Annotated in this window: 10 protein-coding genes; 2 read left to right on the top strand and 8 right to left on the bottom strand. The window is 61.1% G+C overall.

Annotated elements, in window-relative coordinates:
* Nucleotides 1-222: 222 nt before the first annotated feature.
* From ACVI9W_RS20020 to leuC, 8 genes are all read right to left on the bottom strand, one after another.
* Nucleotides 223-843, bottom strand: a complete 621-nt coding sequence (locus ACVI9W_RS20020; protein ID WP_422420602.1) for a phosphoribosylanthranilate isomerase — start codon at nucleotides 841-843, stop codon at nucleotides 223-225.
* 38 nt (nucleotides 844-881) lie between these two features.
* On the bottom strand, nucleotides 882-1,757 hold the full coding sequence (truA, locus tag ACVI9W_RS20015; RefSeq protein ID WP_342624766.1) for a tRNA pseudouridine(38-40) synthase TruA: 876 nt from the start codon (nucleotides 1,755-1,757) through the stop codon (nucleotides 882-884).
* A 90-nt stretch (nucleotides 1,758-1,847) separates the two neighbouring features.
* Nucleotides 1,848-4,556 carry a FimV/HubP family polar landmark protein gene (locus ACVI9W_RS20010; protein WP_461530940.1) on the bottom strand — a complete coding sequence of 903 codons (2,709 nt, stop codon included), beginning with the start codon at nucleotides 4,554-4,556 and terminating at the stop codon, nucleotides 1,848-1,850.
* Between the two features lie 72 nt (nucleotides 4,557-4,628).
* Entirely contained in the window at nucleotides 4,629-5,639 is a 1,011-nt protein-coding gene (locus ACVI9W_RS20005; RefSeq protein WP_461530939.1) for an aspartate-semialdehyde dehydrogenase, read from the bottom strand.
* A 146-nt stretch (nucleotides 5,640-5,785) separates the two neighbouring features.
* Nucleotides 5,786-6,898 (bottom strand): aspartate-semialdehyde dehydrogenase, encoded by a 1,113-nt coding sequence (gene asd / locus ACVI9W_RS20000; RefSeq protein WP_010223256.1) that lies wholly within the window; start codon nucleotides 6,896-6,898, stop codon nucleotides 5,786-5,788.
* Between the two features lie 68 nt (nucleotides 6,899-6,966).
* The gene (leuB, locus tag ACVI9W_RS19995; protein WP_342624763.1) at nucleotides 6,967-8,049 is read right to left on the bottom strand and encodes a 3-isopropylmalate dehydrogenase; all 1,083 of its coding nucleotides are present in this window, start codon (nucleotides 8,047-8,049) and stop codon (nucleotides 6,967-6,969) included.
* A gap of 113 nt (nucleotides 8,050-8,162) precedes the next feature.
* Entirely contained in the window at nucleotides 8,163-8,807 is a 645-nt protein-coding gene (gene leuD / locus ACVI9W_RS19990) for a 3-isopropylmalate dehydratase small subunit (RefSeq protein WP_157191753.1), read from the bottom strand.
* Complete coding sequence (gene leuC, locus ACVI9W_RS19985) at nucleotides 8,804-10,237, bottom strand: 3-isopropylmalate dehydratase large subunit (RefSeq protein WP_157191752.1); 1,434 nt, start codon at nucleotides 10,235-10,237, stop codon at nucleotides 8,804-8,806. Before leuC ends, leuD begins: the two co-directional genes overlap by 4 nt.
* A 131-nt stretch (nucleotides 10,238-10,368) precedes the next feature.
* On the opposite strand from leuC, the gene ACVI9W_RS19980 reads away from it, so the two are divergent.
* Both ACVI9W_RS19980 and ACVI9W_RS19975 read left to right on the top strand, forming a co-directional pair.
* Nucleotides 10,369-11,259, top strand: a complete 891-nt coding sequence (locus ACVI9W_RS19980) for a LysR family transcriptional regulator (RefSeq protein WP_038608663.1) — start codon at nucleotides 10,369-10,371, stop codon at nucleotides 11,257-11,259.
* Between the two features lie 54 nt (nucleotides 11,260-11,313).
* A complete protein-coding gene (locus ACVI9W_RS19975) occupies nucleotides 11,314-14,607 on the top strand; it encodes a sensor domain-containing protein (RefSeq protein WP_461530938.1) in 3,294 nt (1,097 codons plus the stop codon).
* The last annotated feature ends 463 nt before the right edge of the window (nucleotides 14,608-15,070 follow it).

The following is a 15,070-nucleotide window of genomic DNA, read 5'->3' as shown; positions in this document are numbered from 1 at the left end:
CCTTGAGCTCAATTCATGTATGACGCGATGATGGATCGGCTCCGGCGCCCCGCGTACAGCGAGGTGCCCCGATACCGCTCCATCGTCAACCTGTAAAAGCGACGCCTGTGGCGTCACCCGGTAATTTCGACCGCCCCATGGGCGCGATCCGGCAGCAACGGGCTGCGAAAGCTATGGACGATGGCGCGCGGCCAGCCGTCACATCCACGACAACAGACGTCATCACGCCTGTTTGACCGCCTTGATAAAGGCCTCGATCAGCGCGGCATCCTTGATGCCCTTGGCTTGTTCGACACCACCGCTGACATCCACGGCATAAGGCCGCACCTGAGCGATGGCTCGTGCAACGTTACCCGGCGACAGACCGCCGGCCAGAATGATCGGCTTGCTCAGTTTTTCCGGCACCAGCGACCAGTCGAATGCCTCACCGGTACCTCCCGGCACGCCGGCGACATAAGTGTCGAGAAGAATTCCGCTGGCCTCGCTGTACAGCTTGCACGCCGCCTCCAGATCATCCCCCGGACGCACCCGCAAGGCCTTGATCCATGGCCTGTTATGACCGGCGCAATCGGCCGGGGTTTCATCGCCGTGGAACTGCAGCAGATCCAGCGGTACCGCGTCGAGGATCTCGCCCAGCTCGCAACGGCTGGCATTGACGAACAGCCCCACGGTGGTCACGAACGGCGGCAACGCGGCAATGATCGCCCGCGCCTGCTGCACATCGACCGCACGCGGACTCTTGGCATAGAACACCAGACCAATGGCATCAGCGCCCGCCTCTGCCGCAGCCAACGCGTCCTCAATGCGGGTAATCCCACAGATTTTGCTGCGAACGGCGCTCATGAGCTGTGAACCTCGGCTGATCTTGAAAGTCCCGGATGTTAGCAAATGGCGTGTGGGTCGTCAGCCGCCAGTGACTCGTAACCGCTGAGAAAGTGTGGGCCGATGTAACGCTCGGGCAAGGCGAACTCGTCGTGGTACTCCACCTGCACCAGGTACAAGCCGAACGGATGGGCGGTGACGCCACCTGTGCGCCGCTCACGACTCTCCAGCACTTCCCGGGCCCACTCCACCGGACGCTCGCCGGCACCGATGGTCATCAATACCCCGGCGATGTTACGCACCATATGGTGCAGGAAGGCGCTGGCGCGGATATCCAGGACAATCATCTTGCCGTGACGGGTCACGCGCAGGTGATGGATGTTCTTGATTGGCGACTTGGCCTGGCACTGACCGGCACGGAAGGCGCTGAAATCATGAGTGCCGACCAAGTACTCGGCAGCCAGGGCCATGCGTTCGACATCCAGCGGCCGGTGGTTCCAGGTGACTTCCTGGCCCATGTGCGCCGGGCGGATCTGATCGTTGTAGATCACATAGCGGTAGCGCCGGGCAATGGCTTTGAAGCGGGCATGAAAATGCGCCGGCATTTCCTTGGCCCAGGCCACGCTGATGTCATGAGGCAGGTTGATATTGGCGCCCATAGTCCAGGCCTTCATGCTGCGCACCACTTGGGTATCGAAATGCACCACTTGACCGCAGGCGTGGACGCCCGCGTCGGTACGCCCGGCGCAGAGCAGTGTAACGGGCGAGTCGGCAACTTTGGACAATGCCTCTTCGAGCGTCTGCTGGACACTCGGCACGCCATCGGCCTGACGCTGCCATCCGCGGTAGCGCGAGCCTTTGTATTCGACGCCCAGGGCGATGCGGAAGAAGCCTTCGGCCGCCGATTCGGCAACCGTGTTATCAATGATTTCCAAGAAGATACAGCCTGTCGATTTAGCAGATGGCGGGAATTATAACGACAACGGCAGCCACCAGGGCTGCCGTCGGACGTACAAGGGCAGGACTCAGACCAGACGCGAAAGCATCTCTTCGGCTTCCTGCTTCTGGGCATCGCTACCCTCTTTGCACACTTCGTCGAGAATGTCGCGGGCACCGTCATGGTCGCCCATGTCGATGTAGGCGCGCGCCAGGTCGAGCTTGGTTGCAGCCTCATCGGCGCCGCCCAGGTAGTCGAACTCCAGGTCATCACCGAGATCGTCGCTCAAGGCGTCTTCCGCGGTGAAGTGCGGCTCGATCGAGGGTTGCTCCAGGCTTTGCGACAACTTGTCGAGCTCGGCATTGACGTCATCGAGCTCGGAAGCAAAGCTCTTGGCGGCATCGGACTCGTCATCCAGCGACAGCGACAAGTCGAAATCTTCCGGCAGCTCCAGCTCGCTCAATGGGTCGAATTCCGGCATGGTCTCGTCGAAGGCAGCCAGTTCGGCAGCGATATCGACGGGCTCATCAAGTGCCGGCACGGCAGCGTGATCGCCCGCAACATCGAGATCGAAATCAGACAAGTCGTCGAGCGTGACAGGCGCCTGCTCGGCCGGCACTTCAAGTTCCGGCTCGGCAACCGGCGCTTCGAGTACAGGCTCAGGAGCCAGGTCCGCCACCTCAATTTCTGGCGCAGACTCGCCAAGCTGCAGCGGCTCGTTCAGATCCAGACCTTGCAGGTCATCGTCCAGACTCAGGTCGAAGGCGCTGTCCAGGTCATCCTCGGCCAGCGGCTCCAGAGCCGACTCCAGCTCAGGCTCCAACTCGGTGACCGGAGCAGGCTCTGGTTCTGGTTCTGGTTCTGGTTCTGGTTGTGCCTGCGGCTCATCCTGCAACAGTGCCTGGACGTACTGGGCGTCCAGCTCGGCAGCCAGGGCTGCTGCTCCAAGTCCACCGGCTGCAGCCAATGCCGCCATGGCCGGGAAACGGCTCTTGAGGGCTTCGACGTCAGCATGATTCTGACCGGTAGCGATCAACTGGCGTTCATGACCGACAAAAGCGTCACGGTCGCCCTGACGTGCATAGACTTCCATCAGCTTCAAGCGCAGGTCACTACGCTCCGGCGCCGCAGCCACTGCAGGCTCCAGCAGATCAGCAGCATGGTTCAGGCGACCACGGGCAATGCTCGCTTCCACTTCGTCGAGCAGCGCATCACCACTTGGCGCTGGCGCTGCATCGGCGGCCGGAGCAACCAGCGGCGCAGCCATTGGTTGCGGCTGGGCAGGCGCTTGCTCAAGCGGCTTGACCTCAGCCTTCCGGGCTTCCACGGCAGGCGCTTCAGCAGCACTGGCCGCCGCAGCCGAGGCGGCCACCACCGCCGGTGCCAGCGTCACGCTTGGCGCCGGCACTTCCAGTCCTTCGAAGCTGCTTGGCGGCAGGTCCAGGTCTGGACCGCGCTCACCCTCTTCAGCCAGTGCCCGGGCCATGCGCAGGTGTTTTTCCGCTTCCTGATCGGCTTTGCGCTTGCGCGCCAGCAGCAACAGCAACAGGAGCAGCACCAACAACGCGGAAGCACCGATCAGCGCCAGCAACACAGGATTGCCGAGCAGGTCGTCGAGCATCTTGCTGGAACTGCCGGCATTCGCCTCTTCGGCTGCAGGTGCCGGGCTGTCGAGCGGCGCAGTATCTACCGCTGCAGGTGCCGGAGTAGCGACCGGCTCGCCTGGCGCTGGCTGCAGCTCGGCGGAAATGGCCGGCTGCTGAGCTGCTTCAGGCGCAGGCTCCTGACCGGCAGCCCCCTGGGCTTCGAGCCTGGCCAACTGATCGCTTTTCAGTGCGATCAGGCGCTCCATCTTGTCCAGCTGGCTCTGCAGATCGCTCATGCGACTTTTCAATTCGGCGTTGTCACGCCGCGTGGTATCGAGGCGCTCCTCAGCAACGGCGAGTTTATCGCTGACGGCTTTGCCATCTCCGGCAGCCGTTTTGCTGCGAGGTGCTACCAGGCGCAGGTTGTCCTGATTGGCAATCCGCGCCGGCGCCGCCTCGGTGCCGGTGCGGCGAGTGGCGTCCAGCTGCCGGGCACGTGGGCCCAGGCGCCGACCTTCACGCCAGGCGGCGTACTGTGCGGCAACCTCAGCAACAGCCTCGCCCTGAGGAATGCTCATGACCTGCTGCTGATCGGGCATGCGCAGGACCTGACCGGTTTTCAGCAGGTTGATATTGCCGTTGATAAAGGCATCGGGGTTCAACGCCTGGATGGCCAGCATGGTCTGCTGCACCGAGCCGCCCTGACGGGCTTTCGAGGCGATCTCCCACAGCGTGTCACGCCGCACCGTGGTGTAGTTGGCCGGTGCGCTGACCGCCGGGCTGATCGTCGACTCAGGCTTGGCCCCCGGCAATGCAGCCTGGTTGACCAGCACGCTGTAATCGCGCAGCAGGCGCCCGCTCGGCCACATCACCTGAACCAGGAACTTGACCATCGGCGCTGGCAGCGCCTGGCTGGAGGTCACCCGCAATACGCTCTTGCCGTTGGGATTGATCACCGGCGTGAAGGTCAAGTCGTTGAGGTAGGCTGGACGCTCGATCCCGGCCTTGGCGAACTCTTCGGCTGGCGCCAGGCTCGGAGCCATTTCAGCGGCGGTGAGATCGCGTACATCGAGCAGTTCGATTTCGGCATCCAGCGGCTGGTTCTGCGCCGACTTGAGGGTCAGTTCGCCCAAGCCGAGGGCATGCGCCATACCGGACGACAGCGCCGACGCCGCGGCTATTGCTAAGACCAGTTTGCGAATTCGAAGCATGACCTCTTCCTTTGAAAGAACCGTCCCCGGCGACCGAGCAAAATCTCGGTAAAAATTAGCTGCAAGTATCTTTTACACAACATGTTTTATCAACAATTGCGCCAACTGCACGGCGTTCAAGGCCGCGCCTTTGCGCACGTTGTCGGTGGTCAACCAGAGGTTGAGCTGCTCGGCTTCGTCGATTCCACCGCGCACCCGTCCAACATAGACCACGTCCTGGCCGACTGCGTCACCGACCGGGGTCGGGTAATCGCCCTCTTCGACCAGTTCGATGCTGTCAGCCGCTTCCAACGCAGCATTGACTGCCTTGAGGTCGATCGGTTCACGACTTTGCACCGATACACTGTAGCTATCGCCGAAAAACACCGGGACTTGAATGCAGCTGACGGAAATCTTCAGCGCTGGCAAGTCCAGCACCTCGCGCAATTCGCTAACCAGACGACGCTCCAGCGCGCCATGACCATCAGCATCGTTGGCGCCCACCTGGGCCAGCAGATTGAAGGCCATTTGCCGGTCAAAGAAGCGCGGCTCCAGAGGACGTGCATTGAGCAGTTCGGCGGTCTGCCGCGCCAGCTCATTGACCGCTTCGCGGCCTTGGGCCGAGACTGCCAGGCAGGCGGTGACATTGACCCGCTCGATGTCGAGCAGACCCTTGAGCGGAGCCAGGGCAACGGCCAATGCCACTGCGGCGGCACTTGGGCTGCTGATCTGCAGCGGCTTGGACAGGTTTTCGAGCCGTGCAGCGTTGGCTTCTGGTACCAGCGCTGGCGCCTGCTCGGCAGACAGGCCGCCAGACAGATCGATAACAGCGCAACCGGCCGCCTGGGCCCGCGGGGCAAAACTGCGGGTGACAGAAGGGCCGGCAGCGAAAAAGGCCAGTTTGACCTTGCTGAAATCGAAGCTGTCGACCTCGCGCACGCGCACGCTCTTGTTGCGGAACATCACACCGCTGCCGGCTGACTCGTTGCTGGCCAGCAGGTGCAGGGTGCCCACCGGAAAATCCTGCTCTTCGAGAATCTGCACGAGGGTTTCACCGACAGTACCGGTGGCACCGATCACGGCAATATCAATAGGCTGGCTCATGGGGAAATCCTCTGCTGGAACGGCGGGAGCGGCACTTTACACCACAATCGCGGGGCAAGCCCGCTCCCACCGTTTTTCGCGGTTAGTCGCCAACAAAAAAGCCCGTGCTGTCTCCAGCACGGGCTTTCGATCCAATCAGCGTCAGATCAACGCTCCAGCAAAATCCGCAGCATGCGGCGCAGCGGTTCGGCCGCGCCCCACAGCAGCTGGTCGCCAACGGTGAAGGCGCCCAGGTATTGCGAACCCATGTTCAGCTTGCGCAGGCGACCCACCGGAATGTTCAAGGTACCGGTGACATTGGTCGGGCTCAGCTCCTGCATGCTGATTTCGCGCTGGTTCGGTACCAGCTTCACCCATGGGTTGTGCTGGCTGATCATGCCTTCGATATCGGCGATCGGCACATCTTTGTTCAGCTTGATGGTCAGCGCCTGGCTGTGGCAACGCATCGCACCGATGCGCACGCAGATGCCGTCGACCGGGATCGGGCTCTTGAAGCGACCGAGGATCTTGTTGGTCTCGGCCTGGGCTTTCCACTCTTCACGGCTCTGGCCGTTAGGCAGTTCCTTGTCGATCCACGGGATCAGGCTGCCGGCCAGCGGCACGCCGAAGTTTTCGGTCGGGTAGGCTTCGCTGCGCATGGCCTCGGCAACCTTGCGGTCGATGTCGAGGATGGCGCTGGCCGGGTTGGCCAGGTCGTCCGCCACAGCGGCGTGGGTCGCGCCCATCTGGCGGATCAGCTCACGCATGTTCTGCGCGCCGGCACCGGAAGCCGCCTGATAGGTCATGGCGCTCATCCACTCGACCAGGCCAGCCTCGAACAGGCCACCCAGGCCCATCAGCATCAGGCTGACAGTGCAGTTGCCACCGATGTAGTTCTTGGTGCCCGCGTCGAGCTGCTGGTCGATGACCTTGCGGTTGACCGGGTCGAGGACGATGACCGCGTCATCCTGCATACGCAGGCTGGAGGCGGCGTCGATCCAGTAACCCTGCCAGCCGGCTTCGCGCAGCTTGGGGAACACTTCGTTGGTGTAGTCGCCACCCTGACAGGTCAGGATCACATCGAGGGTCTTGAGTTCTTCAATGCTGTACGCGTCCTTGAGCGGAGCAATATCCTTGCCCACAGCCGGACCCTGGCCACCTACGTTGGAAGTGGTGAAGAACACCGGCTCGATGAGATCGAAATCCTGCTCTTCCAGCATCCGCTGCATGAGCACGGAACCGACCATACCGCGCCAACCGATCAGACCTACACGTTTCATCGCAACTACACCTTTGCTAAAAAGTGGGCCGCTGCTTCACAAGGAAAAACAGCAGCGGGCCCGAGAGATTACAGATTCCGCAGCGCTGCGACTACTGCGTCGCCCATTTCCTGCGTACCTACCTTGCTGCAACCGGCCGACCAGATGTCACCCGTGCGCAGCCCCTTATCCAGCACCAGGCTGACAGCTTTTTCAATAGCTTCGGCTGCCGCGTGCTGATTGAAGCTGTAACGCAGCATCATCGACACCGACAAAATGGTTGCCAGCGGGTTGGCAATGCCCTGCCCGGCGATGTCTGGCGCCGAGCCGTGGCACGGTTCGTACATGCCCTTGTTGTTGGCATCCAGGGACGCTGAAGGCAGCATGCCAATGGAGCCGGTGAGCATGGAAGCTTCATCCGACAGGATGTCACCAAACATGTTATCGGTGACCATCACATCGAACTGCTTCGGTGCACGGACCAGTTGCATGGCGGCGTTGTCGACGTACATGTGGCTGAGTTCCACATCCGGATAGTCCTTGGCCACTTCTTCGACAATTTCACGCCACAGCTGGCTGGATGCCAGGACGTTGGCCTTGTCCACCGAACAGAGTTTCTTGCCGCGAACCCGGGCCATGTCGAAACCGACACGAGCGATACGGCGGATTTCGCTCTCGCTGTACGGCAAGGTGTCGTAGGACTGACGCTCGCCACCTTCCAGCTCGCGGGTACCGCGCGGGGCGCCGAAGTAGATGCCACCGGTCAATTCGCGAACGATGAGGATGTCCAGACCGGAAACGATTTCCGGCTTCAGCGAGGAGGCGTCGGCCAGTTGCGGATAAAGGATGGCCGGACGCAGGTTAGCGAACAGGCCCAGTTGCGAACGGATCTTCAGCAGGCCGCGCTCAGGACGGATGTCACGCTCGATCTTGTCCCACTTGGGGCCTCCCACGGCGCCCAGCAATACAGCGTCGGCCTGACGTGCACGCTCCAGGGTCTCATCAGCCAGCGGCACGCCGTGCTTGTCGATGGCCGCGCCACCGATCACATCATGGGACAGGCTGAAGCCGAGCTGAAACTTGTCGTTGGCCAGCTCCAGCACCTTGACCGCCTCGGCCATGATTTCCGGACCGATGCCATCACCTGGAAGAATCAGAATCTGCTTGCTCATGGGTTCCTCGTGTTCAAATCAAGCGAAAAGTAATCAGCATCATCGCGGGGCAAGCCCGCTCCCACAGAGTTTCCACTACCGGTGGGAGTGGGCTTGCCCCGCGATGTTTTCAATCAAACATCACGAAACAACCAAGGCTGACTAGCCCGATGCTTGGCTTCGAACGTGGCAATCGCGTCACTGTCCTGCAAGGTCAGACCGATATCATCCAGACCGTTGAGCAAGCAGTGTTTACGAAACGCATCGATTTCGAAACTCAATACTTTGCCATCTGGGCGGGTCACTGTCTGCGCCTGCAAGTCGATGGTCAACTGGTAGCCAGGGTCAGCTTCGACCTGCTTGAACAGTTCTTCGACTTCCTCATCGCTGAGGATGATCGGCAGCAAGCCGTTCTTGAAGCTGTTGTTGAAGAAGATGTCGGCGTAGCTCGGCGCGATGATACTGCGGAAACCGTACTCTTCGAGGGCCCATGGCGCATGCTCACGGCTCGAACCGCAACCGAAGTTCTCGCGGGCGAGCAACACGCTGGCGCCCTGATAACGGTCGTGGTTCAAGACGAAGTCCGGGTTCTTCGGGCGCTTGCTGTTGTCCTGGTACGGCTGGCCGACATCCAGGTAACGCCACTCATCGAACAGGTTGGGGCCAAAGCCGGTGCGCTTGATCGACTTGAGGAACTGCTTGGGAATGATCTGGTCGGTGTCGACGTTGGCGCGGTCCAAAGGCGCAACCAGGCCGGTGTGCTGGGTAAAGGCTTTCATGCTGCGCTCCCTTGGATCAACTCACGTACGTCGACAAAACGACCGGTTACAGCGGCGGCGGCGGCCATGGCCGGGCTCACCAGGTGGGTACGACCGCCAGCACCCTGACGGCCTTCGAAGTTACGGTTGGAGGTCGAGGCGCAATGCTCGCCACTCTCCAGGCGGTCCGGGTTCATCGCCAGGCACATCGAGCAGCCCGGCTCGCGCCATTCGAAACCGGCTTCGAGGAAGATCTTGTCCAGGCCCTCTTTCTCGGCCTGGGCTTTGACCAGACCCGAGCCCGGCACGACGATGGCCTGCTTGATGGTCGCAGCCACCTTGCGGCCCTTGGCGATCTCGGCAGCGGCGCGCAAGTCTTCGATCCGCGAGTTGGTGCACGAACCGATGAAGACCCGGTCGAGCTGGATATCGGTGATCGCCTGGTTGGCGCTCAAACCCATGTACTTCAAGGCACGCTCAATGGAACCGCGCTTGACCAGATCGGCTTCGGCAGCCGGATCCGGCACGCGCTGATCAACTGCCAGGACCATTTCCGGCGAGGTGCCCCAACTGACCTGTGGCTTGATCTGTGCGGCGTCCAGCTCGATCACTGTGTCGAACACCGCATCGGCGTCGGATACCAGGTCTTTCCAGGCTTCTACCGCCTGATCCCACTGCTCGCCTTTAGGCGCATATGGACGACCCTTGACGTAGGCCACGGTTTTTTCATCGGTCGCCACCAGGCCCACGCGGGCACCGGCTTCGATGGACATGTTGCAGATGGTCATGCGGCCTTCGACCGACAGCTCGCGAATCGCGCTACCGGCGAACTCCATCGCGTGGCCGTTGCCACCGGCAGTGCCGATCTTGCCAATCACCGCCAGGACGATGTCCTTGGCCGTGACGCCGAACGGCAACTGACCTTCGACGCGCACCAGCATGTTTTTCATTTTCTTGGCCACCAGGCACTGGGTCGCGAGCACGTGCTCGACTTCCGAGGTACCGATGCCATGGGCCAGGGCGCCAAAGGCACCATGGGTGGAGGTGTGCGAGTCACCGCACACCACGGTCATGCCCGGCAAGGTCGCGCCCTGCTCCGGGCCGATGACGTGGACGATGCCCTGACGCACGTCATTCATCTTGAATTCGGTGATGCCATACTCGTCGCAGTTTTCATCGAGGGTCTGCACCTGCAAACGCGACACCTGGTCGACAATGGCGTCGATACCGCCCTTGCGTTCCGGGGTGGTCGGCACGTTGTGGTCAGGCGTGGCGATGTTGGCATCGATGCGCCAGGGTTTGCGGTTGGCCAGGCGCAGGCCTTCGAAGGCTTGCGGTGACGTCACTTCGTGAATGATGTGACGGTCGATATAGATCAGCGCCGAACCATCGTCGCGCTGCTTGACCAAATGCGAATCCCAGAGCTTGTCGTAGAGCGTTTTGCCGGCCATCAGACTTTCCTCATCAGCGTCTTTCTATGCCAATAACCACTTGGCTTGTACGGACGATGCTATGACGGTAGATTGAATAACTCAAATTCATAATTTTTATGCTTTGGATAACTCAGAGGAATAGCTAAGCAGTGGACTTCGCCAACCTCAATGCCTTTATCGCCGTGGCTGAAACCGGCAGCTTTTCCGGCGCGGGTGAGCGCCTGCACCTCACCCAGCCAGCCATCAGTAAACGGATTGCCGGACTGGAACAGCAACTGGATGTGCGCCTGTTCGACCGCCTGGGCCGCGACATCAATCTCACCGAGGCTGGCCGCGCCTTGCTGCCGCGCGCTTATCAGATCGTCAACGTACTGGATGATACCCGCCGCGCCTTGAGCAATCTCACCGGTGAAGTGACCGGTCGCCTGACCCTTGCCACCAGCCACCACATCGGCTTGCATCGCTTGCCTCCGGTTTTACGGGCTTTTACCCGCCAGTATCCGGCAGTGGCATTGGATATTCAGTTCCTGGATTCAGAAGCTGCCTACGACGAGATACTCCATGGCCGCGCCGAAATTGCGGTAATCACCCTGGCACCCGAACCGCACCCTCTGGTTCAGGCCGTGCCGGTGTGGAACGACCCGCTGGATTTCGTCGCGTCCCCGGAGCATCCACTGGCGTGCAATGGCCCGGTAAGCCTTGCCGATATCGCCCATCACCCGGCGGTTTTCCCTGGCGGCAATACTTTTACACACCATATTGTCCAGCGCCTGTTCGAAGCCCAGGGGCTGACACCGAACATCGCCATGAGCACCAACTACCTGGAAACCATCAAGATGATGGTTTCCATCGGCCTGGCCTGGAGTGTGCTGCCGCGAACTATGCTCGATGAGCAGGTTGCGCCTATCGCTTTGCCGGGCATACAGCTGTCGCGCCAGCTAGGCTACATTCTGCACACCGAACGGACGTTATCGAACGCGGCCAAAGCCTTTATGGCACTGCTCGACAGCCACGCAGGTGGCCACGAGCCAATGAGGTAAATCCCGGCCAGAACAACTCTCAAGGACGCGTCACCTGCCAAAGGTCTGGTATCGATGCCCAAATCAGCAAATCGCTTTCCGCGTCTGCCGCGTATCCATGCGGCAGACCCCCAGGCATTGGAGCAGACCTGGGAAAATGCACCGCAACTGCTGGCGGCGTTGAATGGCGCGCGCCTGGGCGCCTGGTTCTGGGATGTCGAGACCGGCCAGATCGGCTGGTCCAGGGGGACCCAGGCGCTGTTCGGCTTTGACCCCGAGCAACCGTTACCCAACGACCTGGATTACCTCGACCTGCTGCCAGCCGAAGACCGCGCGCGCACCTTGCAGGCCTTTAATGCAGTCCTCAACGGCGAGCCGGTGGAACAAGCCTTGCGCCACCGTATCCGCTGGCCCGACGGTAGTCTGCACTGGCTGGAAATTAATGGCAGCCTGGCCAAGGACAAGCACGGCCGCCCCCAGATGATCGGAGTGATCCGCGAAATCACCCGTCAGCGGGAGCGCGAAACCGCGCTGATCAATTCGGAAAAACGCTTTGCCACGCTGTTTCATCTGAGCCCCAATGTGGTGCTGCTGACCCGCCGCTCCGATGGCCTGATCCATGAGGTCAATCAGCACTTCGAACAGACGCTCGGCTGGCCCGGCCACCAGGTGATCAACAAAACCACCATCGAGATTGGTCTGTGGGCCAATCCACAACAGCGTAACCTGGTGCTTGAAGCCACGCGTGGCAACAGCGGCCCGGTCACCCTCGAAGTGCAGTTTTGCGCCAGCAATGGCAAGGTCCATGACGGCATCCTCAGCACCCAGAATATCGAGCTCGAAGGCACGGTCTACCTGCTCAGTACTTTTGTCGACACCAGTGAGCGCAAACGCGCCGAACAGGCCCTCAAGGACAGCCAGGAGCGCCTGGACCTGGCCCTGGACTCCGCCCAGATGGGCACCTGGGACTGGCATATCCCCAGCGGCATGCTCTATGGATCGGCACGCGCCGCCGAACTGCACGGTCTGGAACCGGTGCCTTTCCACGAATCTTTCGAGGCGTTTTTCGAGGGTGTGCCGGAGCTCGAACGCCGCAACATGCACAAGGCCTATCGCAGCCTGCGCGAGGGTCCGGCCGGCAACTACCAGATCACCTACCAGATCCAGCTGGAAAGCGGCACCTCGCGCTACATTGAAAGCCGTGCCCGGCTGTACCGCGACGAACAGGGCAAACCGCTGCGCATGGCTGGCACCCTGCTCGACATCACCGACCAGGTTGAACGTGAGCAACGTCTGACCAGCTCGGAAGAAAAATTCGCCAGCCTGTTCCAGGCCAGCCCCGATCCGATCTGCGTGACACGCCAGGACAGTGGTCAGTTCATCGAGATCAATCCGGCATTCACCCAGACCTTCGGCTGGGACGCCCAGCACGTGATCGGCCACACCGCCGAAGAAATCGGCTTGTGGGCCGAGTCCGCCGAACGCGCCCGGCGCATCGAACAGGTGATTCGCGACGAAGCCCTGAACAATGTCGCCGTGGCGATCAACCACAAAGACGGCCAGCCCCTGACCTGCGTGATCTCCAGTCGCCTGATCACCGTCGACGACCAGCCTTGCAGCGTCACCACCCTGCGCGACATCACTCAACAACAACGGGCCGAAGCTGCGCTCAAATCCAGCGAAGAGAAGTTCGCCAAAGCTTTCCACTCCAGCCCCGACGCCATCACCATTACTGAACTCGACAGCGGTCGCTACCTGGAGATCAACGATGGCTTCTGCCGGTTGACGGGCTACAGCGCCAGCGAAGTGATCGGCCGCACCGCGAACGAAATCGGCATCTGGGCCGACGACAAACAGCGCGCAATCCTGACCTCGGAACTACAGGAAAAGGGCCGGGTGCACCACCGGGAGATGCTCGGGCGCAACAAACGCGGGGAAATCCTCACCGTCGAGGTGTCGATCGAACCGATTGTCCTCAACGAGTCGCAATGCCTGCTGCTCACGGCCCGTGATGTCAGCCAGCTGAAGAACGCCCAGGCGCAGATCCGCCACCTGGCCTATCACGACCCGTTGACCAACCTGCCCAACCGCGCGCTGTTGATGGACCGTCTGAGTCAGCAGATCGCGTTGCTCAAACGCCACAACTTGCGCGGCGCCCTGCTGTTTCTCGACCTCGACCACTTCAAGCACATCAATGACTCCCTCGGCCATCCGGTCGGCGACACGGTGCTGAAAATCATCACCGCACGCCTGGAAGCCAGCGTGCGCCTGGAAGACACCGTGGCACGCCTGGGTGGCGATGAATTCGTGGTACTGATCAGCGGCCTGGAAGGCAGCCGCGACGAAGTCACGGAAAAAGTCCGCGAGCTGGCCGATACCTTGCGCCAATTACTGGCTGAACCGATGTCCCTCGATGGTCAGCGCCTGCAGGTTACGCCCAGCATCGGCGTGGCCTTGATTCCCGATCACGGCTCGACCCCGGCCGACCTGCTCAAACGCGCCGACATTGCCCTGTATCGGGCCAAAGACTCCGGACGCAACACCACCCAGCTGTTCCACACCACCATGCAAAAAGCCGCCAGCGAACGCTTGCGCATGGAAAGCGACCTGCGCATGGCTCTTGCTCGCGGCGAACTGGCCCTGCACTTCCAGCCCCAGGTCGATGCCCGTGACAATCGCATTATCGGCGCCGAAGTGCTGTTGCGCTGGCACCACCCGCAGCTGGGTCAGCAGCCGCCAGCGCAGTTCATCCAGGTGCTGGAAGAAAGCGGGCTGATTCTCGAAGTTGGCAGCTGGATACTCGACGAAGCCTGCGATGCCTGTGCCGGCATGTTGCGCGACCATTTGATCGACGCCGATGACTTCAGCCTGTGCGTAAACATCAGCCCGCGACAGTTCCGCCAGAACGACTTTGTCGAGCGGGTATTGCGTAGCCTTGATGACTTTCGCCTGCCCTACAAGATGCTCAAGCTGGAGATCACCGAAGGTATCGTCATCCAGAATCTGGAAGACACCATCAACAAGATGCGTGAGCTCAAGCGTTATGGGGTGAGCTTTGCCATGGACGATTTCGGTACCGGGTATTCGTCGCTGACCTACCTCAAGCGCCTGCCGGTGGATGCGCTGAAGATCGACCAGTCGTTTGTGCGCGATGCGCCAGAGGATCCCAACGATGCGGAGATCGTCCGGGCCATTGTGGCCATGGCCCGGAGTCTGGATCTGGCGGTGATTGCCGAAGGGGTGGAGCTGTCTGAGCAGCTGGAGTTTCTGGAGCGGCTGGGGTGTTATTTGTATCAGGGGTATTTGCACAGTCGGCCGTTGCCGCTGGGGGAGTTTCGGCGGTTGTTGCTGGAAACGCCGGCGTTGTAGGGGTTGGGGTTGATGCCCCATTCAATGGCTTTACGAGTTGTGGGCATATCCGTTTGCGGCGGTGGCGCTAAGTCACCTTTCCGCCCTTACGGCGGGTCCCTTTGGCAAACGCCCCAAAGGAACACAAAGGGCTTGCCCCACCAGGGGCCCTACGCTGCGCTCCGGGTCCCCTCGCTGCGGCGTCGCTACGGGGTATCGCGAGCTACGAGTTGCAAGCAACTCTACGCTTCGCGACTTCGGCTACGCCGAAGGTGCTACGCACTCACCCCTTCGCAACGCCTCCGCTCGGCCCTTCTGGTTAACGGGGCAGTAGATCAAGATCAAGAGCACAATTCGCTTCGCTCTTGCTTGATCGGGTTGTACCGACCAGCTTGGTAGCTACCGCCCCGAGAAAGACAGCTGGCTCAATACAAAACGTAGCCCTCCCCAAAAAGCAAGAGCGCAGCGAATTGTGCTCTTGATC

Source organism: Pseudomonas sp. 210_17 TE3656 (assembly GCF_054821965.1).
The sequence above is the reverse complement of the archived record's forward strand: the minus strand, read 5'-3'. Positions and strand labels throughout refer to the sequence as shown.

Bases quoted from the DNA above. Each gene is read 5' to 3' on its own strand.
- asd (WP_010223256.1), bottom strand. From the start codon at position 6,898: ATGAAACGTGTAGGTCTGATCGGTTGGCGCGGTATGGTCGGTTCCGTG.
- ACVI9W_RS20020 (WP_422420602.1), bottom strand. From the start codon at position 843: ATGAGCGCCGTTCGCAGCAAAATCTGTGGGATTACCCGCATTGAGGAC.
- ACVI9W_RS20010 (WP_461530940.1), bottom strand. From the start codon at position 4,556: ATGCTTCGAATTCGCAAACTGGTCTTAGCAATAGCCGCGGCGTCGGCG.
- leuC (WP_157191752.1), bottom strand. From the start codon at position 10,237: ATGGCCGGCAAAACGCTCTACGACAAGCTCTGGGATTCGCATTTGGTC.
- ACVI9W_RS20005 (WP_461530939.1), bottom strand. From the start codon at position 5,639: ATGAGCCAGCCTATTGATATTGCCGTGATCGGTGCCACCGGTACTGTC.
- ACVI9W_RS19975 (WP_461530938.1), top strand. From the start codon at position 11,314: ATGCCCAAATCAGCAAATCGCTTTCCGCGTCTGCCGCGTATCCATGCG.
- leuD (WP_157191753.1), bottom strand. From the start codon at position 8,807: ATGAAAGCCTTTACCCAGCACACCGGCCTGGTTGCGCCTTTGGACCGC.
- leuB (WP_342624763.1), bottom strand. From the start codon at position 8,049: ATGAGCAAGCAGATTCTGATTCTTCCAGGTGATGGCATCGGTCCGGAA.